This is a genomic window from Qipengyuania sp. B-5 (genome assembly GCF_056857815.1).
The window spans coordinates 49,741-73,601 of sequence record NZ_JBSXNU010000035.1; the positions used below are offsets into that span (position 1 = coordinate 49,741).

17 protein-coding genes are annotated in these 23,861 nt (G+C 60.8%); 12 read left to right on the forward strand and 5 right to left on the reverse strand.

Translation table 11 applies throughout. The features are described from left to right. Positions 1-45 precede the first annotated feature (45 nt). Complete coding sequence (locus AC13CE_RS04770) at positions 46-1,101, reverse strand: class I SAM-dependent methyltransferase (RefSeq protein WP_482971683.1); 1,056 nt, start codon at positions 1,099-1,101, stop codon at positions 46-48. After that, positions 1,098-1,976 (reverse strand): prolipoprotein diacylglyceryl transferase, encoded by an 879-nt coding sequence (gene lgt, locus AC13CE_RS04775; RefSeq protein WP_221540637.1) that lies wholly within the window; start codon positions 1,974-1,976, stop codon positions 1,098-1,100. Before lgt ends, AC13CE_RS04770 begins: the two co-directional genes overlap by 4 nt. A 170-nt stretch (positions 1,977-2,146) precedes the next feature. On the opposite strand from lgt, the gene AC13CE_RS04780 reads away from it, so the two are divergent. The 3 genes from AC13CE_RS04780 to AC13CE_RS04790 all read left to right on the forward strand — a co-directional run bounded on the left by AC13CE_RS04780 (position 2,147) and on the right by AC13CE_RS04790 (position 9,416). Further along, positions 2,147-3,841, forward strand: a complete 1,695-nt coding sequence (locus AC13CE_RS04780; RefSeq protein ID WP_482971684.1) for a class I adenylate-forming enzyme family protein — start codon at positions 2,147-2,149, stop codon at positions 3,839-3,841. Beyond that, a complete protein-coding gene (locus AC13CE_RS04785) occupies positions 3,838-6,597 on the forward strand; it encodes a [protein-PII] uridylyltransferase (protein ID WP_221540641.1) in 2,760 nt (919 codons plus the stop codon). The genes AC13CE_RS04780 and AC13CE_RS04785 overlap by 4 nt, the downstream gene beginning before the upstream one ends. An 86-nt stretch (positions 6,598-6,683) precedes the next feature. After that, positions 6,684-9,416, forward strand: coding sequence for a TonB-dependent receptor (locus tag AC13CE_RS04790; protein ID WP_482971685.1), 2,733 nt, complete (start codon positions 6,684-6,686; stop codon positions 9,414-9,416). Positions 9,417-9,465: 49 nt separating this feature from the next. Here the strand turns inward: AC13CE_RS04790 and AC13CE_RS04795 are convergent, their stop codons facing one another. Continuing rightward, positions 9,466-10,134, reverse strand: a complete 669-nt coding sequence (locus tag AC13CE_RS04795; protein ID WP_482971686.1) for a YggS family pyridoxal phosphate-dependent enzyme — start codon at positions 10,132-10,134, stop codon at positions 9,466-9,468. Between the two features lie 22 nt (positions 10,135-10,156). Between AC13CE_RS04795 and AC13CE_RS04800 the strand changes: the two genes are divergently transcribed. The 5 genes from AC13CE_RS04800 to AC13CE_RS04820 all read left to right on the forward strand — a co-directional run bounded on the left by AC13CE_RS04800 (position 10,157) and on the right by AC13CE_RS04820 (position 17,650). Next, complete coding sequence (locus tag AC13CE_RS04800; protein WP_482971687.1) at positions 10,157-10,684, forward strand: thiamine phosphate synthase; 528 nt, start codon at positions 10,157-10,159, stop codon at positions 10,682-10,684. Between the two features lie 56 nt (positions 10,685-10,740). Next, a complete protein-coding gene (locus tag AC13CE_RS04805) occupies positions 10,741-13,074 on the forward strand; it encodes a DNA translocase FtsK (protein WP_482971688.1) in 2,334 nt (777 codons plus the stop codon). A gap of 9 nt (positions 13,075-13,083) precedes the next feature. Continuing rightward, the gene (locus AC13CE_RS04810) at positions 13,084-14,634 is read left to right on the forward strand and encodes a DUF389 domain-containing protein (RefSeq protein WP_482971689.1); all 1,551 of its coding nucleotides are present in this window, start codon (positions 13,084-13,086) and stop codon (positions 14,632-14,634) included. Positions 14,635-14,712: 78 nt separating this feature from the next. After that, entirely contained in the window at positions 14,713-15,837 is a 1,125-nt protein-coding gene (gene ald, locus AC13CE_RS04815) for an alanine dehydrogenase (protein WP_221540652.1), read from the forward strand. A 91-nt stretch (positions 15,838-15,928) separates the two neighbouring features. Continuing rightward, positions 15,929-17,650 carry a sensor domain-containing diguanylate cyclase gene (locus tag AC13CE_RS04820; RefSeq protein WP_482971690.1) on the forward strand — a complete coding sequence of 574 codons (1,722 nt, stop codon included), beginning with the start codon at positions 15,929-15,931 and terminating at the stop codon, positions 17,648-17,650. Here AC13CE_RS04820 and AC13CE_RS04825 read toward each other — a convergent pair. Beyond that, positions 17,647-18,048, reverse strand: a complete 402-nt coding sequence (locus tag AC13CE_RS04825; RefSeq protein ID WP_482971691.1) for an acyl-CoA thioesterase — start codon at positions 18,046-18,048, stop codon at positions 17,647-17,649. The two genes, AC13CE_RS04820 and AC13CE_RS04825, sit on opposite strands and share 4 nt — an antisense overlap. Continuing rightward, positions 18,045-20,192: a S9 family peptidase gene (locus tag AC13CE_RS04830; RefSeq protein WP_482971692.1), complete on the reverse strand. Its 2,148-nt coding sequence runs from the start codon at positions 20,190-20,192 to the stop codon at positions 18,045-18,047. Before AC13CE_RS04830 ends, AC13CE_RS04825 begins: the two co-directional genes overlap by 4 nt. A gap of 144 nt (positions 20,193-20,336) precedes the next feature. Here AC13CE_RS04830 and AC13CE_RS04835 point away from each other — a divergent pair, with 144 nt between their 5' ends. The 4 genes from AC13CE_RS04835 to AC13CE_RS04850 all read left to right on the forward strand — a co-directional run bounded on the left by AC13CE_RS04835 (position 20,337) and on the right by AC13CE_RS04850 (position 23,827). Next, positions 20,337-22,142, forward strand: coding sequence for an aminopeptidase P family protein (locus AC13CE_RS04835; protein WP_482971693.1), 1,806 nt, complete (start codon positions 20,337-20,339; stop codon positions 22,140-22,142). Positions 22,143-22,202: 60 nt separating this feature from the next. Continuing rightward, positions 22,203-22,598: a VOC family protein gene (locus AC13CE_RS04840; RefSeq protein ID WP_221540660.1), complete on the forward strand. Its 396-nt coding sequence runs from the start codon at positions 22,203-22,205 to the stop codon at positions 22,596-22,598. Then, positions 22,598-22,996: a cupin domain-containing protein gene (locus AC13CE_RS04845; protein WP_221540662.1), complete on the forward strand. Its 399-nt coding sequence runs from the start codon at positions 22,598-22,600 to the stop codon at positions 22,994-22,996. Before AC13CE_RS04840 ends, AC13CE_RS04845 begins: the two co-directional genes overlap by 1 nt. Before the next feature lie 177 nt (positions 22,997-23,173). Further along, positions 23,174-23,827 (forward strand): EF-hand domain-containing protein, encoded by a 654-nt coding sequence (locus AC13CE_RS04850; protein ID WP_482971694.1) that lies wholly within the window; start codon positions 23,174-23,176, stop codon positions 23,825-23,827. The last annotated feature ends 34 nt before the right edge of the window (positions 23,828-23,861 follow it).

The following is a 23,861-nucleotide window of genomic DNA, read 5'->3' on the forward strand; positions in this document are numbered from 1 at the left end:
TCCTTCGATCTGCTTGTCGCGGAAATGCCAGATAGGGGATGAACGTCAGCCGAAGCCCGCCCCGCGAGGCGCACCGCGCGGCGTAAGCGCCATGACCTTGAACAATTCGCCCATCTGGTCCGGTCCGATCAGCCGGTCGCGCGCGCGGGCAAGCTCCTCGGTGCGATCCGGGGCACGTTGTGTAAGCGCCTGTGCGCGCAGGTCTATTCCCATTGCGCTCAGCCACGCCCCTTGCGTGGCAGTATTGACAGCGAGGCCTGCGCGTCTCGCCATTTCCCCGAGAGTCGCAAAATCGACCAGCGCGGTAAGGTCCATTTCGCCCGGAGCATCGAACACGCCCACTTTCTTATGCGCGCGGACGGCTTGCAACGTCTCGCCGGTCTGCGACGTGAGATAACCGTAATCGATGAACAGTGCAGCGCCGCCCTGAATGTCGATCCGGCGGGCAATCTCTTCGACCGTGGCGGCGGCGGCGGGACAGGTTTCGATCACCGTACCGATAGGATGGCTGCGGTGATGTTCGGGCACGGCATCGTCCATCGGGCTGTGCCCGGCGGCGAAGACAAAACGGTCGTCTTCGAGAGCGACCATCCGTTCGCGCCAGCCCCGCTCCGTCATGACAAGCTGCCGGATCGGCAGCGCGTCAAGAAATTCATTAGCCACGATGTAAAGCGGCCGGTCTTCGGGAAGGGTATCGATACTGTCGTGGAATTGTGCCTGGCTTAGCGTGTCGGCCTGCAGTTTCCGCAGGGACTCAGACCCCTCGACCAGATGGACCGAGGGGGAGATTCCCTGGCTGGCCATCGCCCTCAAGGCGTCGCGTGCCAGCGTCCCGCGTCCGGGCCCCAGCTCGACATAGGTAGCATCGGGCCGGCCCGAGCGGTTCCAGAGATCGGCCAGCCACAATCCCACCATCTCCCCGAACATCTGGCTGATTTCGGGCGCGGTAGTAAAATCGCCTGCGCTGCCAAGAGGATCGCGAGCCGCATAATAGCGCGCATTGTTTTCGCCCATATAACGCGACACGGGCATGGGCCCGTGCCGCTCTATCAACCGGCGAAAAGTAGCGGCGAGGTCGGTTGAGGACCCGGCGCCGCTCATGCCGTCTGGGGCGTGGTCGAGCCTTTTGTCCCGCCGACCGGAGGTTTGACTAAGGCATAGATCATCACCGCCACGCCGACTGCGATCATTGGAAGGCTAAGCCACTGGCCCTGGCTGAGGCCTGTTTCGGCCACCCGGTAGGCAAGATGGGCGTCGGGCTCGCGGAAAAACTCGTTTATGAAACGCCCGGCACCCATTCCGATAGTGAACAGTCCGACCAGCAGGCCCGCACGATAACGTGCCCGTGTCGTCCAGAAGAGCGCGATCAGCAGCACGCCGAGCAGCAATCCTTCCAGCCCCGCCTGATAGAGCTGGCTCGGGTGGCGGGCGATCTCGCCACCACCGGGAAAGACCATCGCCCAAGCGAGATCGCCTTCGACCGGGCGGCCGTAGAGCTCGCCATTGATGAAATTGGCGATCCGGCCAAGCATGTAACCGATCGGAACGTTGACCGCGATGTAATCGCATACGCGCAGCCAGTTCAGCGCGCCGCGCCAGGCAACCCAGGTAATGGCGACGAGCACGCCAATCACCCCGCCGTGGAAGCTCATTCCGCCGTTCCAGAGCTGGAACAGTTCGACTCCGCCGAAAAGGTCGGGCTGGTAGAACGCCGCATAGCCCAGTCGGCCGCCAATGATCACGCCCAGTGTGCAGTAGAAGAACAGATCGTCGGCATGACGCTGCGCCATCGGCGCGCCGGGCGATTTGATCATTTTCGACAAATGCCAATAGGCGAACAGAATCGCCAGCAGATAGGCCAGCGAGTAGTAGCGCAGCTGGAAGCTGCCGATCTCGAACAGATAGGGGCGCAGGCCCAGTTCCGCCCACTGGATCGGTTCGGATGCAGCCGCAGTCGCAGCCAGTAGTGACAGCAAGGTCTTATCCCCTTAGAGAATATCGAAAGCCGCATCGCGCGACCCGTCTCGGGGGCGGCTTTTGGCATAGCAGGCCTTTTGGGGAAAGCCTGTCTCGCACTGTTCCCAGCTTATGGCGGGAACGGGGCGATTTTGCCCGCGCTCGTCAATGGAGAGGACCAGACACGAAAATGCCGACCGATCTCGACAAGGATATCCATCGCTTCACCGCCGCCGTGACTGCACCCGGCCAGATGTTCGAAACCACCCCCATCGAACGCCGCGGCGTGGAGATGCCCGCCTTCAAGAACGCACCGCCCAGCCTGGCGCATTATTTCGCGCATTTCGCCAATGAGAAGAAGGACGACCTTTTCATCGTCGATGGCGAGCTGCGATTGACCTTCGGACAAGTCTATGGCGCCGCGGCATGCGTTGCGCATGGCCTGGTAACGAAGCACGGATTGAAGAAGGGAGATCGCGTCGGCATCGCAGCGCGCAATTCCGTCAACTGGATACTGGCCTATATGGGCACGCTGATGGCGGGCGGCTGCGCCACTTTGCTCAACGGCTGGTGGACCGGCGAGGAAATGGCCTACGGCATCGACCTGTGCGAATGTTCGCTGGTGCTTGCCGATCCGCAGCGCGCCAAACGGATGGAAGGCCAGGACATCAAGTCGAAGATCGTCGTATTCGATCATGGCGTCCCTTCGGATGGGCTGGCCCCGATCTGGGCGGAAGGCGACACCGCAATGCAGATGCTGGGCCAGATCGGGCCTGACGATCTCGCCACCATTCTCTATACTTCCGGATCGACCGGCAATCCCAAGGGTGCCTATTCCGATCATCTCGGCGTCGTGTCCGGTACGATGAACTATGTCGCGCAGACCGCGATGATCCTGCAAATCCTGACCGAACGCGGCGAGGCGCCGACCGTCCAGCCGAGCGCGCTGGTCGCTGTACCATTGTTCCATGTTACCGGCGAAGTGCCGCTTTTCCTCCAGAGCTTTGCGCTCGGGCGCAAGCTGGTGCTCATGCCCAAATGGGATGCGCGCGAGGCGCTCAGACTTCTCGACGAGGAGAAAATTACCTATTTCGTTGGCGTTCCCCTGATGAGCTACGAAATGGCAACGCATCCGGATCGCGACCAGTTCGACCTGTCGCAGTGCAAGAGCTTTGCCGCAGGCGGCGCCCCGCGTCCGCCCGAGCATGTGACCAAGATTAAGGAGGCGTTCCCCAACGGTTTCCCGCTGCTTGGCTATGGCCTTACCGAAACCAACGCGGTCGGCTGCGGCAATCTCAACGAAAATTACATGGCAAAACCCGGTTCGACCGGCATGCCCTCCAAGCCGCTGGTCGACATGGCGATCCTCGATGACGACGGCAACAAGCTCGCAACAGGCGAAGTGGGCGAAGTCTGCATCCGGTCCGTCGCCAATTTCCTCGGATATTGGAAAAACGACAAGGCGACAGAAGCGGCTTACACCAAGGATGCCTATTTTCGCACGGGCGACCTGGGTTATCTCGATGAAGACGAGTATCTCTTCATCGTCGATCGCAAGAAGGACATCATCATCCGCGGCGGCGAGAATATCTCCTGTATCGAGGTGGAAGAAGCGATCTATGCGCATCCGGCAGTTGCGGAATGCAGCGTGTTCGGCGTTCCCGACGAACGGTTCGGTGAAATTCCCGCGGCGGTCTATTTCACCCATGAAGGCAAGGATCTGAGCCCCGAAGAACTGCAGGATTTCCTGCGCGAGCATATTGCGGCCTTCAAGGTTCCCGCCCACGTCTGGCATTCGAGTGACCACCTGCCGCGCCTCGGCACGCAGAAGGTCGACAAGCGCAGCGTGAAATCCACCTACGCCCAGAGTATCACCGCCGCTTGACCGAACCTGTCATCACCGACCAGCGCGCGATCTTCGACCGGCGTGAAATTGCTTCCCGGATCGAAGCGCTGGTCGAGGAGCATGGAAATTCGTCGCGCCAGCCGGTCGTCGAGCTGCTGAAGCAGGCACTCGACCGGGGGCGCGGCGAAATGGAGCGGCGTCTGGAAGAGCATCCGTCGGCGGGCCATGCCGTGGCCGGCGGCTATTCCTTTCTCGTCGACCAGCTCGTTCGCGTAATCCACGAATACGTCACCCAGCACACCTATCCCAACCCCAATCGCAGTGCAGGTGAACGGCTCGCGGTCATGGCCGTCGGCGGATATGGGCGCAGCGAAATGGCGCCATATTCGGATGTCGACATCGCCTTCCTCGTGGGGGAACGGCGGAACGCCTGGTGCGAGCAGGTGGTCGAGGCCATGCTCTATCTGATGTGGGACCTTGGCCTCAAGATCGGCCATTCCACCCGTACTCTCGACGAGGCGATCCGGCTGGCGAAGGACGACCTTACCATCCGTACGGCATTGCTCGAGGGGCGCTATGTCTGGGGCGATCGTTCGCTCTACGATGAAGGAGAGCAGCGCTATACGCGCGAGGTCGTCAGAGGCAGCGAGCAGGCGTTCCTGACGCAGAAGCTGGAAGAGCGAAACGCGCGCCACAAGCGCATGGGCGACAGCCGCTATGTCGTCGAACCCAATGTAAAGGACGGCAAGGGCGGCTTGCGCGATTTGCAGACACTCTACTGGATCGGGAAGTTCATCCACCGCGTCTCCAGCGCCTCCGAACTCGTCGATGCCGGTCTGATGACGGATGCGGAATACCGCAGCTTCCGCCGGGCGGAGCGTTTCCTGCTCGCCGTGCGGTGCCACATGCATATCCTAACCGGGCGCACTGAGGACCGGTTGACCTTCGATCTCCAGCGGCAAGTGGCCGAGCGCATGAATTACGCCGACCGCCCCGGCAAGAGCGCGGTCGAACGGTTCATGCAGTTCTATTTCATGCAGGCGAAGCGCGTGGGCAGCCTGACGGGCGTGTTTCTCGCCCATATCGAGGATGACCTTGCCCAGCGATCGGCGCGGAAAGGGTTTTTCGCCGGGTTCAAGCCCAAGCCGCGCATGGTGAAGGGATACCGGGTCTTCGGAGGGCGTATCGCCGCGCCTTCGGACGACTGGTTTGCCAGGGATCCCGTGCGGCTGATCGAGATATTCCAGATTGCGGAAGCCGAAGGTCTCGAAATTCACCCCGAGACCATGCGGCAGGCCAACAGGGATGCCAAATTGATCGATCAGGCGGTGCGCGAAGACCCGCGTGCCAACGCCATATTCCTCGACCTGCTGTGCGGGCGGAACGATCCCGAGCTGGTGCTGCGCTGGATGAACGAGGCGGGCGTTTTCGGCCGGTTCGTGCCGGATTTCGGCAGGGTCAACGCGCAGATGCAGTTCGATATGTATCACCACTATACGGTGGATGAACACACCATCCGGGCGATCGGCCTGCTCAACAAGATCGAGAAGGGCGAGCTCAAGCACGATCATCCGCGTGCTTCGCGGCTGATCCACAAGGTAGGCTCGCGCCGGGTCGCCTATGTTGCGGTCCTGCTGCACGATATCGCCAAGGGGCGCGGCGGCGATCATTCGGTACTGGGTGCGGATGTGGCGCAGGAATTGTGCCCTCGGTTCGGCTTGTCGGAGAGCGAAACGGAACTCGTCGCCTGGCTGGTACTGAACCACTTGCTGATGAGCCATACCGCACAGAAGCGCGACCTCACCGATCCCAAGACGATCGAGGACTATGTGGCGCAGGTGCAGAGCATCGAGCGTCTGCGCCACCTCGCCATTCTCACGGCGGTCGATATCCGGGCAGTCGGGCCGGGCACGTGGAACAGCTGGAAGGGCCAACTGCTGGGCGAACTCTACGATGCGTCTTCGGAAAGGCTCCGGCTCGGCCACATGAGGCAAGGGCGCGCAGAGAAGGTAGCCGCGAAGAAGGCGCAGGTCGCCGACCTCCTGGAAGAAAAAGCAGCCCTAGTGGAGGAGTTCGGCATAGCGCTCGACGATGCCTACTGGATCGCGGAACCGGTCGATATCATCGCACTCAATCTCGTGCATTATGCTGCGGCGCGCGAGCAGGAACACCAACTATCGGTGCACTGCGAATTCTACGAAGCGCGCGGCGCGACCTTGGTAACCGTGATTGCTGCGGACCATCCCGGTCTTTTCTACCGTATTGCGGGCGGTATCCACCTCGCCGGGGGCAACATCATCGATGCGCGCATTCACACCACGCGATCCGGCTGGGCGCTCGACAACTTCCTCGTGCAGGACCCGCATGGTGCACCATTCCGCGAAGAACAGCAGCTCGACCGGCTGAAGAAAAGCATTGCCGATGCGCTTGCCAACCGGATCGACCTGACACCCAGGCTGGCTCAGAGGCCATTGCCGCACAGCAGGTCCAAGGCCTTCGATGTGAGCCCCCGTGTATTGTTCGACAACAAGGCTTCAAACCGGTTTACGGTGATCGAGGTCAATGCCCGCGACCGACCGGCGCTGCTCAATCGCCTTGCCCGCGTGTTGTTCGAGCACCGGCTGGTGGTCCATTCGGCCCATATCACCAATTACGGCGAACGTGCGGTCGATACATTCTACGTAACGGACCTGACGGGCGATAAACTGGCCGAGGGCGAACGCCAGAACCGGCTCGAAGCGAGGCTTGCAGAGGCGGCAGGTGATGCAATGCAGGCACGGTTGGAAGACGCTTAGCATACGTTTGCAGGAACATTGTTGCACTTGGGTTGCGAATCAGCCACTGATTATTACGAGAGATAAACAGAGGAGAGGGTTTCCCGATGAGGAAGACTAAGCATTCGTTGCGCACACTCGCCATTCTGGGCGCTGGCTTCACCTTGCTGCCCCAGGTGGCGATGGCACAGGAAGTCGCCGAAGAAGGCGACATGGTCGACAATGCGGACGTAGATGACGGGGCGCCCGTGATCGTCGTGACCGCACAGGGGCGCGAACAGGTTCTGGCCGATGTTCCGGTCGCGATTTCCGCCGTATCTTCCGAGACATTGGAAAATTCCGGCACCAGCGACATTCGTGAACTCAACCAGGTTGCACCGTCGCTGCTCGTTTCTTCGACCGGCAACGAGGCCAATGGCTCCGCCCGTATCCGCGGCATCGGCACAGTGGGTGACAACCCGGGCCTCGAAAGCTCGGTCGCGGTCTTCGTCGATGGCGTCTATCGTTCGCGTTCAGGCAATGCCCTGTCCGAACTCGGACCGCTTGACCGCATCGAAATCCTGCGCGGTCCTCAGGGAACTCTGGGTGGTCGCAACGCATCTGCCGGTCTTATCTCGATTTACACCGCCGAACCCGAATTCAACTTCGGCGGCTATGCCGATTTCACCTACGGGAATTTCGACGCCATTCGTGTAGAAGGCGGGGTCAACGCTCCCCTCGGCGAGACGGTCGCCGCAAGGATCGATGGGGTATTTTTCCAGCGCGACGGTTTTTACAACGACGTGGTCAACGATACGGACGTCAACAATCGTGACCGTTATCTCGTGCGTGCGCAGGCCCTTTTCGAGCCCAGCGAGGATATCAGCTTCCGCTTGGTCGGAGACTATTCCAAGAAGGACGAGGCTTGCTGCGCCGCGACTTTCGTACAGCCCGAGGTTGCCCCGCTTGCGCGTGTTTCGCCCGGCCTGGATCCCTTCGCCCGTCCCGTGCCAGGCTCCCCGGCGCTGACGAGCACCAGCAACCCGATTACCAATATCCTGCTCGGCCTCGGGCAGAACCCGGCGGCCCTCAACCAGTCGACCTATAATCGGGATATCTATGTCACCCCGGGCCGCAGCTATGCCGGCGAAACCGAGGACTACGGCATTTCCGGCGAATTGAACTGGAGCCTGGGCAATGCCACACTCACTTCGATCACCGCCTATCGCGAATATTCCAACACGCAGGGTTCGGATACCGATTATACGCAGGTGGATATTCTCTATCGCGAGCCCGGCAACAATGCCGGCGCGCGCGAGTTCGGTACCTTCACGCAGGAACTCCGGCTCAACGGCACTGCCTTCAATGACCGCCTCGACTGGCTGATAGGCGGCTATTACGCTAACGAAGAGCTGCAGGTGCGCGACAACCTGCGCTTCGGCGACCAGTACGGCACATTCGTGAGCTGCCGTATCGCCTTGGCAATCAATCCGGCTCTTGCAAATCCGTCCGAGCAGGATTGCCTCGGCGCCTTCGGGCGTGGCGCACTGCAGGCGGCCAATGGCGGCGCAGGAGCGTTCGGCGCGGCTACGCCGGTTATCCTTCAGGGCATCACCAATTTGTCGAATGTCAACGATCTTGGCGGCACCGGAGATGTTTACAATCAAACGAGCGAAAATTTCGCGTTTTTCACGCACAATATCTTCCACATCACCGACACGCTCGATCTTACCCTTGGCCTGCGTTACACCAGCGAAACCAAGGATTTCGACGCGACATTCAGCAACGACAACGTCATCTGCCCGCAGAACCGCGCACTTCTTTCGGGCCTTTTGGCAACGCCCCTTGCGGGTCTTGCCGGCGGCCTGATCGCCCTGTCGTGCCAGGGTAACTCGACTGCCGAGCTGGATGGCGTCTCCATCGCCGACACGCGTGACGAGGACGAATTTACCGGGACCGCGGTGTTGAGCTGGAAGCCAGTCGACGACCTCATGGTCTATGGCTCCTATTCGCGCGGCTACAAGGCGGGCGGTTTCAACCTCGACCGTTCGGCGCTCGGCAACCCGGTGACCTTTAATGTCGCGAACATCGATCCTGCCTCGCTGCAGTTCGATGAAGAGACGGTCGATGCCTTTGAAATCGGCCTCAAGTATTCAGAGCGACTCTGGGGTTTCGGGCTCACCGCTTTCCGGCAGGAGTTCAGCAACTTCCAGTTGAACACGTTCAATGGGGCGTTCTACATCGTGCAGAACATCAATGGCTGTGACGACGATCTTGGCGGGCTGGATCGGGATGCAAGTCCCGCAACGGGCGCCTGCGATCCGGACAGTGTCGGGCCCGGCGTGATTTCACAGGGTGTTGAATTCGAAACGAGCCTGAGCCCGACGCGCAATGTGAATATGACGATGGGTATTACCTACGCTGACACGAGTTATGAGGATAATCTCGTCGGCAGCGATTCGGGTGCCCCTCTCGACCCGGCCCTCCGCCTGCTTCCCGGCGATAATCTGTCGAACGCTCCCGAATGGGTTGCTACCAGCTCGTTCACATGGACCCCGGATATCGGGAATTCGGGCATGAAGGGTCTGGTCTTCATCAATGGTCGCATGACCGGCGATTACAATACCGGTTCCGACCTGTTGTACGGCAAGGAACAGGACGGTTACATTGTAGTGAACGGACGCATCGGTCTGACCAACATTGCGGATCGTTTCTCGATCGAAGGCTGGGTGCAGAACATGTTCGACGAGGACTACACCCAGGTGGCCTTCAACACGCCGTTCGTTGCCCCGCAGCAGACCTATTCTGCGTTCCTTGCGGAGCCGCGGACCTATGGTGTGACGGTGCGGGCCGAATTCTAACTCGATCCCGGATCTGGAGAGGAAAGGGGCGCCCTTCGGGTGCCCCTTTTTAGTTGGCTGGCCGTTCGCCAAATAGCGCTGTTCCGACACGAATATGCGTTGCGCCGAGCATGATCGCGGTTTCGTAATCGCCGCTCATGCCCATGCTCCGCCCTTCCAGGCCGTGGTCGCGCGCCAGCTTGTCGAGCAGCGCAAAGAACGGGGCCGGTTCGATATCAGCAGGCGGCAGACACATCAAACCTGCGAGAGGAATTTCCGCATCGCGCGCCTGCGCAAGCAGGGCGGGCAGTTCGCTGACTGGGCAACCGCCTTTTTGCGGTTCATTACCGATATCTACCTGCACAAAGCATGGTACTTGCCGGCCGGTCTTGTCGAATGCTTTAGCCAGCGCCTTGACGAGGCTGGGCCGGTCCAGAGAATGGATCACATTGAATAATGCCGCAGCATCTTCCGCCTTGTTCGATTGCAGTTGGCCGACGAGGTGAAGCTGCACCCCGGGATGTCGCTCCCGCAGCGCGGGCCATTTCTCCTGCGCTTCCTGCACGCGGTTCTCGCCGAAGTGGCGATGACCTTCGAACAGAAGCGGTTCGACCGCAGAAGCAGGATGTCGCTTGCTGACCGCGATCAATGTCACCTCATCCGCGCCGCGCCGCGCCCGGCGGCAGGCCTCCCGGATTTTTTGCTGTACGCTGTGGAGCGGTGTGTCTGCCTTTTCCATCGCCCCGCGCTATAGCGTGTGCATGTCCTCGCACCAGACCCTTCCCCTGCTATGGCTGCTTTCCGATGCACGCAACGACACCGTGCTGCAGGATTCCCTCAAGGCGATGCCCCGTGGCTCCGGGTTCGTTTTTCGCCACTATCATCTGGAATCCGAAGCGCGCCGGCATCGCTTCGGTGAACTTTCGAAATGCGCTCGCGAGATGGGACACGTGGTCATTCTCTCGGGTGAGGAGGATTGGGGCGCCGACGGGACCTATGGCGATGTCAGGCGCTCAGGGCCCGGATTGCGTCTGGCGACCGCGCATAATGAGGACGAGATACGCAGGGCAGCCCAGGTGGAGGCGGATGCGATTTTCCTGTCTCCCGTCTTCGCGACTGCATCGCATCCCGGTGCGCCGATACTCGGCATAGAGGGATTTCACGCTCTGGCGCAGCAATCGCCCGTACCGGTCATTGCCCTCGGCGGCATGACGCATGAGCGGGCCCGTGAACTCCACTGGCCGCGTTGGGGTGCGATCGACGGTCTCGCCTCGGCGAAGAGCGCTTGACCTCGGACTCTTCGAGGATTCATAATGTAGTTCAGGCGGCAGAAGGGAAATTCGAGATGGCAACGCGCGCAGGCGCCAAACCCGATTGGCGCGCGGCTTTTCGCCGCTCGCTGAGGCGTGCCATACATATGGTCGGCGCAGGCGCGCTGTTTGCGCTGCTGTTGTTCCTTTCCCTGGCGCTTGTCAGCTACACGCAAACCGATCCCAGCGCTTCAACCGCTGCATCTGGCGCAGATATCGCAAACTGGATGGGGGCGAGCGGGGCCTGGACCGCAGATCAATCCTACCTGTGGTTCGGATTACCGGCACTCCTGCTCTTGCCGCTACTTTGGATTTCTGCGCGCAGGTTGTGGACCGGAGTCGAAGACCCCGACGAGGAAGAAACTCCGGGGAAATGGTGGAGCCCGTTCGCCATGCTCCTCCTCGCGATGGTCCTGCTCGGCACGGTCATCTCATTGCTCTTCAAAGGCAGCCCCGGACCATTCCCGGCGGGCGGCGGGGGGACTGCCGGCCTTCTCGGCGCGGGAAGCATCGAAGCCATTGCCACCCGGTTCGGCGGCGATTTCTCGGGCTGGATCATTGCTGCGCTCGGACTTGCTGCGCTTGGTGGCGGACTTGCGCTCGTCACCAGGGTTTTCGCCATCGACTGGGTGCAATTCTTCACCTTGCCGGAATTCCTCAAACGGCGCACGCCCTTGTCGGACATTGATCTTCCGCTAGCCCCCAAGAAGCAAAGGCGGGCGAAACAACCGCCGGCCGAACAGGCCGAGGAAGACGAGCCGGTACGCGCCCCGCGCCGCGTGCCCGAGATCGCAGACCCCATTTCAGCGCCTGCGCCTTCCGTTGCGGCCAAGCCCAGCCAGCGCGATATGTTCGCCAATTACCAATTGCCGAGCCATGAACTGCTGGCCGACCAGCCGGAGCAGAAGGTCGCAAAGCTGGACAAGATTGCGCTGGAGCGAAACGCGCGCCTGCTGGAGAACGTACTCGACGATTTCAATGTGAAAGGCGAGATTACCGCCGTTCGCGCAGGTCCGGTCGTGACCATGTACGAACTCGAACCCGCGCCGGGCATCAAGGCCAGCCGCGTGGTCGGGCTTGCGGAAGACATCGCCCGCAACATGAGTGCGATCAGCGCGCGCGTCAGTCCTATCCCCGGCAAGACGGTGATTGGGATCGAACTGCCCAATGCCGACCGTCAGATGGTCAGTTACAAGGAACTGGCGACTTCGAGCGCCTTCGTCGATCACAAGGGCAGCCTGCCGATGATCCTCGGCAAGGATATCGCGGGCGAACCGATCATCGCCGACCTTGCCGCCATGCCGCACCTGCTCGTTGCCGGTACGACAGGTTCGGGCAAATCGGTTGGGTTGAACGCAATCCTGCTGTCTTTGCTCTATCGTTTCACGCCCGACGAATGCCGCCTGATCCTGATCGATCCCAAGGTGCTGGAACTCAAGACCTACGACGACATTCCGCATCTCCTCAGCCCGGTGGTCACCGAACCGGCCAAATCGGTCCGCGCGCTCAAATGGGCGGTGGAGGAGATGGAAAAGCGCTACCGGATGATGAGTAGCGTCAATTCCCGAAATATCGCGGGCTTCAACGAGAAGGTCAAAAAGGCCATCGAGAAGGGCAGCCCGCTCGGCCGTCGCGTGCAGACGGGTTTCGATCCGGAAACGGGTGAGGAACTCTACGAAGAAGAACAGCTCGATTACGAACCGCTGCCTTTGATAGTGCTGATCGTCGACGAACTGGCCGACCTGATGGTCACCGTGGGCAAGGAAATCGAAGTTCTGATCCAGCGCCTCTCGCAGAAGAGCCGCGCAGCAGGCATCCATCTGATCATGGCAACACAGCGCCCCTCTGTCGATGTCATCACCGGCGTGATCAAGGCCAACCTGCCCACCCGCATTAGCTTCAAGGTGACCAGCCGGATCGACAGCCGCACGATCCTCGGCGAGCAGGGGGCGGAACAGCTGCTGGGCAAGGGAGACATGCTCTACAAGCCGAATACCGGGGCGGTCGTGCGAGTTCACGGTCCTTTCGTGGCCGACGACGAGGTCGAGCGTGTTGCCGATCACTGGCGAGAACAGGGCAAGCCGGACTATGTCGATGCCGTGACCGAGGAACCGGAGGATGGCGGGTTCAATTTCGAAGACGAATTCACCGCTTCCGACAATCCGGAAGAGCGCAAGTATCGCCAGGCCTGCCAGATCGTGATCGAAAACCAGAAAGCTTCGGGCAGCTGGCTCCAGCGCCAGATGGGCGTGGGTTACAACACCGCGGCCAAGTGGATCGAGCGAATGGAATCGGAAGGATTGGTCGGACCGGCAAACCATGTCGGCCGCCGCGAGATATTCCGCGACCAGGACGGAAACCCGATCTAAAGAGCGCCGATGAACGTCAACGCTGCAGATCCATCCGCCGATGAAGAGGCCGAACGTGCCGCACGCTGGGTATTTTCCCCGATCGGGCGCGCAATCGCTCCATTACGCCAGTATTGGCGCAACAGGGTGCGATCGGGAGTAGATCATCAGGACGTTGTCGCAAAGATTGCGACCGAATGCCCGGCTACGCCACGTTACATTCTGATGGTGATGATGTCGGCCGGGATAGCAATTCTCGGACTGCTGCTGTCCTCCCCGGCGGTAGTGATCGGCGCCATGCTTCTCTCGCCTCTGATGAGTCCGATTCTCGGGGTCGGATTCGCCCTGGCAACGGGCAAGCAAAAGTGGCTGAAGATCAGCGCCAGGTCGCTTGCACTTGGCAGCATTGCGGCCGTGCTGTTCGCGGCGCTCATCGTGGTGGTTTCACCTCTGCAAACCGTTACCGAGGAAATCGCGGCGCGTACGCGGCCCAACCTGTTCGATCTGATGGTGGCGCTATTTTCCTCGATCGCGGGCTCCTACGCCATGATCCGGGGACGCGAGGGGACGATCGTCGGCGTGGCGATCGCGACTGCGCTGATGCCGCCCCTTGCCGTAGTCGGGTTCGGTCTTGCGACCTTTAACTGGACGGTGTTCTTCGGGGCCCTGGGCCTGTTCTTCACGAACTTCCTCGCCATAGCTTTGACCGCAACGATCATGGCGCGTCTCTATGGCTTCCGGACCACCCTTTCCAGCAGGCAGGGCTGGTTCCAGAACTTCGGCATTTTCGCTATTCTGGTAGCTCTCGCCATCCCGCTTGGCCTGTCTCTCCGGCAAATCGCCTGGGAGGCCAATGCACAGCGTATCGTCACCAATGTCGTTCAGGCCGAATTCGGAGAGCGCGCAAGGATCAGCGAACAGTCTATCGACTGGGACAGCGATCCTCTGAACATAACTGCGACGGTCCTAACCCCCGAATTCGATACCGATGCCAATGAGGATATCGACCGCGTTCTGCGTCAGCGGCTGGGCACGAACCTGACGGTGAGGATCGAGCAATTCCGCGTCGGTGCCGATCCCGGCGCAGCGGAACAGGCAGAGCTCGCGCGTGCCCGCGCGGCAGAACAGGCCGCTGCGACCGAACGCCAGATTGCCGCAATGATCGAACGTATGGCGATGGCCGCAGGGGTCGAGCGCGGGGATGTGTTGGTCGACCGGGAGACACGCAGGGTATCGGCGGCGGCGAGGCCACTGCCCGGCCTGTCGCTTGCTGGATATCGTGAACTTGAGCAACGCGTCGCCGACAAGACTCCCGGGTGGACGGTCCATTTGCGGCCTCCTCCTCAAGGGCTCCCCGAGATCGGCCTGGACGAAGAAGGAATTACGGATCGGGGCGCAGTTGCAGAACGCACGATTTCCTGGGCCGCGAGGCGAATCGGGCTGCCCCTGGTCCTGCGCGGGCCCGAGAAGGAAACCGAAGATCTGGCGAGCCGTTTGCGGGATGCGGGGATCGAGATTTCGCAAGTCCAGAGCGTCGAAACCGACAGTATCGAAATCGAATGGGCCGCGCTGCCGCAATAAGCTTGCGAGTGGTTTTGCCGTGCTTGCAGGGCGATGGTATCACTTGTAACGGCCCGGCGCAGAGAAGGAGTATTCCCCATGCGCATCGGTTGTCCCAAGGAAATCAAGAACCACGAATATCGCGTCGGTCTGACACCGGAGAGCGCGAAGGAACTGATCGTTCAGGGCAACGAGGTCTGGATCGAGACGCAGGCCGGAAGCGGTATCGATGCGACCGACCAGCAATATATCGAAGCAGGCGCGAAAATCGTCGATACGCCCGATGAAATCTTCGCCGAATGCGAAATGGTGGTAAAGGTCAAGGAACCGCAGGCGGGCGAACGCAAGAAACTGCGCGAAGGCCAGATCCTTTACACCTATCTCCATCTTGCTCCCGATGCCGCGCAGACTAGGGACCTCGTCGAAAGCGGCGTGACCGCAATCGCCTACGAAACCGTCACCGGGCCGCGCGGCCAGCTTCCCCTCCTCAAGCCCATGAGCCAGGTCGCCGGGCGGATGAGCGTGCAGGCGGGCGCGACGGCGCTGGAAAAGGCGCATGGCGGACGCGGCGTACTGCTTGGCGGCGTACCCGGCGTGATGCCGGGTAAGGTTGTGGTAATCGGTGGCGGTGTGGTCGGTTTCAACGCGGCGCAAATGGCGGTCGGGCTGGGTGCCGATGTAACCATCCTCGACCGCGATCCCGATGTACTGGAAAAGGTCGGCACGCATTTCGAAGCGCGCGCTGCAACGCGCTTTTCGAACCAAGCGAACCTTCACGATGCCGTGTGCGGGGCAGACCTCGTCATCGGTGCCGTGCTGATTCCGGGCGCCGCCGCACCCAAGCTGATCACGCGCGAGATGCTCAAGGACATGCAGAAGGGCGCGGTCCTCGTCGATGTGGCGATCGACCAAGGCGGCTGCTTCGAGACTTCCAAGCCCACCACGCATGCCGAACCGACCTATATCGTTGACGATATCGTGCACTACTGCGTTGCAAATATGCCTGGCGCAGTGGCGCGCACCAGTACCTATGCCCTCAACAACGTCACTCTGCCCCACGCCCTTCGGATCGCGCGCATGGGCTGGAAAAATGCCATGGCCAACGACCCCCACCTAGCCGCGGGGCTGAACGTCCATAAAGGCGAAGTGACCTATGAGGCTGTCGCGCAGGAGTTGAATTACGATTACCGTCCGGTAGCCGAGGTGCTCTCCAGCAAGGGTTAACGCCCCCGCGCATTTCGGTAACCTTCCTTTAAGTGCCGCCGTGTAAACGGCAGCAATGGGCGGGGTGCTCTCCATATCTATTATACGCGCAATGCGCCTCATCTGTATCGCCTTCCTGGCGATGCAGTTGCTTGCGGCACCGCCTGTTTCAGCGCGAGAACCCTTCCCTGCCGGATCCATCTGCCATACCTCCGACAAGAGTTCCGTCGGAGTTGAGGTGCGCGCGGTCGACGCTGCAGGCTGGATTTGCGAAGGAGCGAAATTCGACTGGGAGCAGGAACGGCACTTCATCCGCTTCGATTTCGAAAAGGGACCATGGTCGAAGAAACCGCCGCACTTCATAGAGTTCGATCGTTATCCGTTTGAGAAACTCACCATTATCGCGCTGAGCAGTGACGGAGGGCATGCCACCCGTGTTTACACCTTCAGGGATACGCAATTAGGCACTTCGAGCCTGAAGTCGCTCGCCGAGCTGCCCCGGCTGGACGAACCGACCGAAGCCATGGTGATGGTCCTCGACAACGGCAACTGGCCCGAAGCTCTGGTTGAAGGCGAATTGGTTGTCGAACCCTCGGTACGCGCAACGGCCGGAGTAATCCATCTTTTCGCAGCGCTATTATGCGGCCTGCTCCTCGCTCCGATGATCTTCGATTTCGTATTCTTCAGGGCACTTCGAGAGAATTTTCCTCTGTTCCATGCCGCTTTCTGCATCATGGCTTCGTTGCAAACCGCAGCAGTCTCCGGCCTGCTTCCGCTCGTTTCGGGACTGTCTTTCAAGGCCGAGCTGATCATTACCTATCTCAGCCTCGATCTGATGGTAATCGCGACCTTCCTGTTCGCGCTGACTTTCGTCGAGCCCCTGCACCTGACCCGAAGACACAAGAAGATATTGCTGGGAATGGTGGCGCTGACGTTACTCAACGGGCTATCGACCACGCTTTTCCCCGAAGCATTCGGATTATGGATCGACCACGTCTATTTTGGCGTATTCCTGATCCTTCTTGCCGCCTATTTTGCCATCTTGGGGCAAGCGCGACGGCACGGCAGCAAGATGGCACCGTATCTTATCCTCGGCTTTGCGCCTCTCGCCTCTGTCGTCGTCCTTCAGACGATCAGTGTATATCTGCCGGCGTTAGGTCTCGAATTCGATGAAACCTGGCCGCAGAACTTCGCCCTGTTGTTCGAAGTCATCGCGACGGCTCTCGCGGTCGCCGAGCGCTTCATGACTCTGCGCCGCGAACGCGACAAGGCACTTATGGCAGCTCGCGATCTCGAAGTTCTGAGCGAATTGGACGATCTTACCGGCTTGCTCAATCGGCGTGCACTAGAGGCGCGCTATGCCGATCTGGTTCGCAAGGGATTCCATGCGATGGCTGTGGTCGATCTGGATCAATTCAAAGCGATCAACGACAAGTTGGGGCATCCCGTCGGCGACCGCGTAATCCGCAGCGCGGCCTGGGCACTCAGCCCCGGTGACGAGGAAGATCTCATCGCTTTCCGCATCGGGGGCGAAGAATTCCTCCTCCTCTTGCGCGGCAAGGATGCAGCGCAAAAGGCGGAAGGTCGCCGAAAAGCCGTCACCGCACGCATCATGGCCGAGGTGGATGAAGTCCAATTCCCCGTCACGGCAAGCATGGGCTATCTCGATTTCAAGGCCATCGCCGCAGAGCCCGAAGCGAATTTCGAGACGCTCTACGCCCAGGGCGACCGATTGCTCTATGCAGCGAAATGCGCGGGACGCAACCGGACCCATTCCGAGGTTCTGGGACAGGTAGAGGATCTCGCCGAGCACCCCCGGTCGGTCGCTGCCTAGTTATTGGGACGAAAGGGACCGAGTATCTCTGGCCTCACGCGGACCGGTCGCTGGGTCTGACGATCCAGCATGGCCCAGGTCGTGGCGGCAGAAACGATTACCTTGCCTGCCTCGTTGCAGAAGTCGACACGGCGTATCGAAGTCGCCCCGCGCGGCCCTCCCTCAATCCAGGTCTCGCCGTTGACGGTCTCCCCCTCGGATATGTTCCCGCGGTAATCGATTTCGTGCCTCGTCACGACCCAGAAGAACTGGGCGCTGTCTTCCGGTCGTGCCGCACTCTCCCAGTGCGCCACGGCAATATCCTGGATCCAGCGGACCCAGACCGTATTGTTGACGTGCCCGAGCTCGTCGATGTGCTCGGGCCTGGCCGTAAACCTTTGCTGGTACTTCAAGCTCAATCCGCTTCACCCATCTGCCAGAGAATGAAGGCATACTCCTCGGCCACTTCGTAGATCGAGGCGAAACGTCCCGATTTTCCGCCATGTCCTGCGCCCATATTGGTCTTGAGCAGCAATTCGTTATCGTCGGTCTTCAGTTCGCGCAGCTTGGCGACCCATTTGGCGGGCTCCCAATAGGTTACGCGCGGATCGTTGAGACCGGCGGTTACGAGCAGCGGCGGATAGTCCTGTGCGACCACCTGGTCGTAGGGCGAATAGCTCAGGATATAGGCGAAGGCCTGCTTGCTCTCGATCGGATTGCCCCATTCGGGCCATTCGCCCGGCGTCAGCGGCAGGTCCTTGTCGAGCATGGTGCTGAGCACATCGACGAAGGGGACATGCGCCACGACCGCACCCCAGAGCTCGGGATTGGTGTTGACCACCACGCCCATCAGTTCTCCCCCGGCAGAACCGCCGCTGGCGCTGATCTTGCCCTGCTGCGTGTACCCCTTCGCAATCAGTCCCTTTGCCACATCGACAAAATCGTTGAAGGTGTTGGTACGCTCGTTGAGCTTGCCCTGCAGATACCAGTTCCGGCCCAGATCGTCGCCCCCGCGGATATGCGCGATAGCGAAGGCATAGCCCCGATCCACCAGGCTCAGGCGCGTGGTCGAGAAGCTGGGAGGATATGCGAAACCGTAGGCGCCATAGGCATAGAGATGTAGCGGCCCGCCCTGTTCGCGATCCTTCCGGCTGACGATCGAGACGGGGATCATCGTTCCATCACGCGCGGCAATTTCTATGCGTTCGACCTCGTAAAGGTTGGGATCGTAGCCGCTCGGTATTTCCTGCTGCTTCAGCAGTTCCAGTTCGCCTGTCGCGACATGATAATCATAGACCGAGTCCGGCGTGACCATGCTGGCGTAGGACAGGCGCAGTCTGTCCTGATCGTATTCCGGATTGTTGGAAAGGCCGGTCGAAAAGCTGGCCTCGGTGAAGGCCACCGGCTTCACCAGATTGGGATCGGCGTAGCTCCGGAGCTGGATTTGGTCGAGCCCGCGCAGGCGACCTTCGGTTACGTAGAAGTCCTTGAACAGTTCGAAGCCGTCGAGATAGAATTCGTCCGAACCCGCTATCAGCGTGGTCCAATCGCCGGGGTTGTCGAGACTCGCAGTGGCGAGGCGGAAATTCACATGATCGTCGTTGGTGTGGATGTAGAGTGTGCCGTCGCGCACATCGACATCGTATTCGCGGCCCTTGATGCGCGGAGAAACGAGGATCTGCTCACCGGTCGGATCGTCCGCCCGCACGAGGCGTACCTCGCTCGTTTCGTTGTCCCCGGTTCCAATGATCAGCCAGTCTTCCTGTGCGGACAAGCCGGTGCCCACCCCGAAACTTTCGTCGGCTTCCGTGTAGATCTCGATATCTTCGGACGCCGGAGTGCCGAGGTAGTGGACCTTCGCGTTGAGCGTGCGCCAGTTTTCATTGGCTTCGCCGTAAACGAGTGCCTTGTCGTTCGCGACCCAGGTGAGATTTGTGCGGATGCCGGGGATTTCGTCGGCCAGCAATTCGCCGGTTTCGAGATCCTTGATGCGCGCAGTATAGCGTTCCGACCCGTTGGTATCCGTGGAATAGGCGAGATAACGCCCGTCCTGCGAAATCGAGAAAGCGCCGAGGCGGAAATAGTCGTGACCCTCGGCCATCCCGTTTTCGTCGAGGATCAAGACCGGATCGCCCCCGGAAACAGGCTTGCGGTAATGCTTCCGATACTCCTTGCCTTCCTCGAATTCCGACCAGTAAAGCCATTCTCCGCGGCGCTGCGGGACAGTGGAATCGTCCTCCTTCACACGCGCTTTCATTTCCTCGTACAGCTCGTCGACCAGCGCCTGTTGCGGCGCCATGCGCGTTTCGAACCAGGCGTTTTCCGCCTTCAGATGATCGAGCACATCTTCGTCGTCGATCGTCGGATAGCTCTGGTCCTTCAGCCAGTGATAGGGATCGGAGATGGTGATCCCGTGGTGCGTGTAGCTGTAGTCGCGCTTCTCGGCAGTGGGCGGAGAGGTGGGTGAGGTCACGGAGTTCCCTTCGCTATTCTGGGCATATGCAGGCGCGGCGAATGCCAGCGTTGCGGCAGATAGGCACGCAGCCAGTCGAATGAAAGTCACGGATGGTCCCTCCTCATGCGGCGCAAAGGTGGAAAGAGAGGCCGCAATTCCCTATTGATGGGGAGCGATTATGCGCGGCACCAAGCCGCGACAAGCGCCGCTTCGCCCAAATGCCGAGCGGCCCCGACGAAAGGATTCTTCCCAATGCTGATGCAGACACATGAAGCCCGCCTCGATGCGCTGCGCACCGAACTCGACAAGCGCGGCCTTCATGGCTTCGTAATTCCGATCTCCGACGAGCATATGAGCGAATATGTCGGCTCCTATGCCCAGCGCCTCCACTGGCTGACCGGCTTCGGCGGCAGCGCAGGCAGCGCCGTCGTGCTGAAAGACAGGGCGGCGATGTTCACCGATGGGCGTTACACCGTCCAGGTGCGCGAACAGGTGGACGGCAAGCTCTACGATTACGAGGATGTGCCAGCGACCTCGCCCGCCAAGTGGATCGCCGCACATGCGCCGAAAGGGGCGAAAATCGGCTACGATGCCTGGCTTCACGGCATCGAATGGGCGGAAGAAGCGCAGAAGCTCTTTGCGAAGAAGGGTATCGAACTGGTTCCGGTCGACGGCAATCCGATCGATGCGGTCTGGGCCGACCGTCCGCAGCCTTCGCTTGCAGCCGCCGTGCCGCATGACGACAAGTTCGCAGGTCGTTCCAGCGCCGACAAGCGTGCGGAGATCGCCGACTGGCTCAAGCAGGAAGGGTATGATGCCACGGTTATCACCGCGCTCGATTCGGTTGCCTGGGTGCTCAATATGCGCGGTGCCGATGTCGACAATACGCCCGTCGCGCTATCCTACGTGCTCGCCCATGCCGATGGCACGGCGGAGCTATTCATAGCCCCTGAAAAGGTGACCCCCGAACTGACCAAGCACCTCGGCAATGCCGTCAGCGTGCGGGACCGGGCCGATTTCCAGCCTGCGCTTGCAGGTCTCCAGGGCAAGACCGTCGCGGTCGATCCCAATCACGCAGTGGCGGGCATTTTCCACGCGCTCGAACAGGGCGGCGCGAAGGTGGTGCGCGATGCCGATCCGGCAGTGCTTCCCAAGGCGATCAAGAATCCCGCGGAACAGCAGGGCCACCGCGACGCGCAGGCGCGCGACGGTGCGGCGGTCGTGAAATATTTGCGCTGGATCGCGGAAAACGCGCCCTCGGGCGAGGTGGACGAACTCACCGCGGCGGCCAAGCTGCGCGAATTTCGCGGCCTGAGCCCGGATATGAAGGATACCAGCTTCGACACCATCAGCGCCGCAGCCGGCCATGCCGCGCTGCCGCACTACAAGGTGGACGAAGACAGCAATATCAAGATCCCGCCTTCGAGCATCTATCTGTGTGATTCGGGCGGCCAGTATCCCGACGGCACGACCGACATCACCCGCACCGTGTGGGTTGGTCCGGGTGAGCCCACCGCCGAAATGGTCGATCGCAATACCCGCGTCCTCAAGGGCCATATCGAGCTCGACCTTGCGCGTTTCCCGGACAAGACATCGGGCGGCGCGCTGGATGCTCTTGCGCGCATGCACCTGTGGCAGGCCGGGGTCGATTACGGCCATGGCACCGGCCACGGTGTGGGCAGCTATCTCTCCGTTCACGAGGGCCCGCAGCGTATCTCCAAGCCGGGCGGCGCATTTCCCGGCACCGAAACTCCATTGCAGGAGGGCATGATCCTTTCGAATGAGCCGGGCTACTACAAAGCAGGCGAATTCGGCATCCGGATCGAGAACCTGGTGCTTGTCATCGATGCGAAGATAGATGGCAGCGAAGGCAAGTACCTCACCTTCGAAACGCTGACGCATGTCCCGCTCGATCGCCGGCTGGTCGACAAATCGATGCTTACCGACCGTGAAATAGCGTGGTGGAACGACTATCACGCGAAAACGCGCGAGATCCTGGCGCCGCAGCTCGAGGGCGAGGATCTTGCCTGGCTCGAACGCGAATGTCAGCCCTTGTAGGACGGCATTTGTTCACGTAACGTTCCGCTGGTCGCGAGTCGTTTTCCAAGGAGTAAGCTAATGATCGGTTACGTTACGGTCGGTACCAACGATCTCGAAAGAGCAGCTAAGTTCTACGATGCCATCGCTGCGGAACTCGGGGTTGGCCGAATGATGGATTTCGAAACCTTCATCGCCTGGGGCAAATGGGATGGCGGTGCCGGTATCGCTGCGACCAAACCTTTCGATGGTGAAAAGGCGACCGTAGGGAATGGCACGATGGTGGCGCTTGAGGCGAAGGACCGTGCCCAGGTCCAACGCCTCTACGATATAGCGCTTGCCAATGGCGGCAGCGACGAGGGAGAGCCGGGTCCGCGCGGGGAGCCGGACGAGAACGGAATGCTGTTCTACGCCGCCTATTTCCGCGATCCTGACGGCAACAAGCTCAATGCCTTCCTGATGGACAAGGTCGCCTGATGACCGGCCCGCGCCGTCTCGCCGACAGCTTTGTCCATCTGGGCCTCGGCGCTACCGCCGTGCCCCAGCCTCCTTTTGACGGGATGGAGTGGTACGAGGCCTATGACGAGCGGCACGGAGCCGATGGCCGGGAAGGACGGCTGGTCAGCCAGCATACTTTCGAGGAAGGCTGGCCGAGCTGGGAAATGCATCCGGCTGGCGACGAGTTGGTGATCTGTACCGAGGGCGAGATGGTACTGCATCAGGAATTCCCCGACGGTCGCTGCGAGAGCATGACCCTCCATGCAGGCGAATATGCGATCAATCCGCCCGGTGTATGGCACATCGCCGACGTCGCGGAACGGGCGACCGCCATTTTCGTAACCGCAGGCGAAGGAACGCAGCACCGCCCGCGCTGAGGCTTGCGCGGCAATGAACGCGGACAGCTGAACGCGACACTTCGATACAATTCGGCCTGTCTTCGGGATAAAGCTGCGACAATGCCTCTCTAGAAGGGAACACGAGCTGCGGCGGGCCCTCCTGTTTCTCCCCCTCCTCCCGACGGTCGCCGCAGCTCTCCCAGTTTGGAGAGAATGATGAAAAAGACCGCAATTGGATTTTCCGCCGCCGCACTGGCATTGGCTGGAACCGCTGCTCTTTCGCAGGGGCCGATGGGCAAGGTCGATACCGATGGCGATGGCAGTGTCACCCGCGCCGAAATGGCCAGCCATGGCGCTGCCATGTTCGCCAGGATGGATGCAAATGGCGACGGCGTGATCAACGCCGAAGACCGCGCCGCCCGCCGCGCTGAAATGTTCGCCAAAGCCGATGCGAATGGCGACGGCGAACTGTCGCAAGCCGAGATGGAAGCACGGCGCGATGCGCGGATGGAACGCCGGGAAGCACGCGCCGAACGCCGCGCCGAGCGCGTGGCAGAGCGCTTCGCCAACATGGATACGGATAACTCCGGCGGCCTCACCCAGGAAGAAATGCAGGCAAATCGCGAAGCGCGTGGCAAGCGTGGCCATCACGGCAAACGCGGTGGTCGTCGCGGTGGCATGATGATGCTCCGCATGGCGGATGCCGATGGCGACAAATCGATCACGCGAGCCGAGTTCGACGCCGCACAGGCCGCCCATTTCGCCAGGGTCGATACAAATGGCGACGGGACGATTACCGCCGCCGAGCGCGAAGCCGCCCATCAGAAGATGCGCGCCGAAAGGAAGGCGAAGCGCGAAGCCGACCGGTAAGGCGCTTGCGCATCTCGCAATCCTCACGGTAGGC

Excerpts from the sequence above, each read along its gene's own strand:
- AC13CE_RS04770 (WP_482971683.1), bottom strand. The coding sequence starts at position 1,101 with ATGAGCGGCGCCGGGTCCTCAACCGACCTCGCCGCTACTTTTCGCCGG.
- AC13CE_RS04780 (WP_482971684.1), top strand. The coding sequence starts at position 2,147 with ATGCCGACCGATCTCGACAAGGATATCCATCGCTTCACCGCCGCCGTG.
- AC13CE_RS04790 (WP_482971685.1), top strand. The coding sequence starts at position 6,684 with ATGAGGAAGACTAAGCATTCGTTGCGCACACTCGCCATTCTGGGCGCT.
- AC13CE_RS04795 (WP_482971686.1), bottom strand. The coding sequence starts at position 10,134 with ATGGAAAAGGCAGACACACCGCTCCACAGCGTACAGCAAAAAATCCGG.
- AC13CE_RS04800 (WP_482971687.1), top strand. The coding sequence starts at position 10,157 with ATGTCCTCGCACCAGACCCTTCCCCTGCTATGGCTGCTTTCCGATGCA.
- AC13CE_RS04805 (WP_482971688.1), top strand. The coding sequence starts at position 10,741 with ATGGCAACGCGCGCAGGCGCCAAACCCGATTGGCGCGCGGCTTTTCGC.
- AC13CE_RS04810 (WP_482971689.1), top strand. The coding sequence starts at position 13,084 with ATGAACGTCAACGCTGCAGATCCATCCGCCGATGAAGAGGCCGAACGT.
- ald (WP_221540652.1), top strand. The coding sequence starts at position 14,713 with ATGCGCATCGGTTGTCCCAAGGAAATCAAGAACCACGAATATCGCGTC.
- AC13CE_RS04820 (WP_482971690.1), top strand. The coding sequence starts at position 15,929 with ATGCGCCTCATCTGTATCGCCTTCCTGGCGATGCAGTTGCTTGCGGCA.
- AC13CE_RS04835 (WP_482971693.1), top strand. The coding sequence starts at position 20,337 with ATGCTGATGCAGACACATGAAGCCCGCCTCGATGCGCTGCGCACCGAA.
- AC13CE_RS04840 (WP_221540660.1), top strand. The coding sequence starts at position 22,203 with ATGATCGGTTACGTTACGGTCGGTACCAACGATCTCGAAAGAGCAGCT.
- AC13CE_RS04845 (WP_221540662.1), top strand. The coding sequence starts at position 22,598 with ATGACCGGCCCGCGCCGTCTCGCCGACAGCTTTGTCCATCTGGGCCTC.
- AC13CE_RS04850 (WP_482971694.1), top strand. The coding sequence starts at position 23,174 with ATGAAAAAGACCGCAATTGGATTTTCCGCCGCCGCACTGGCATTGGCT.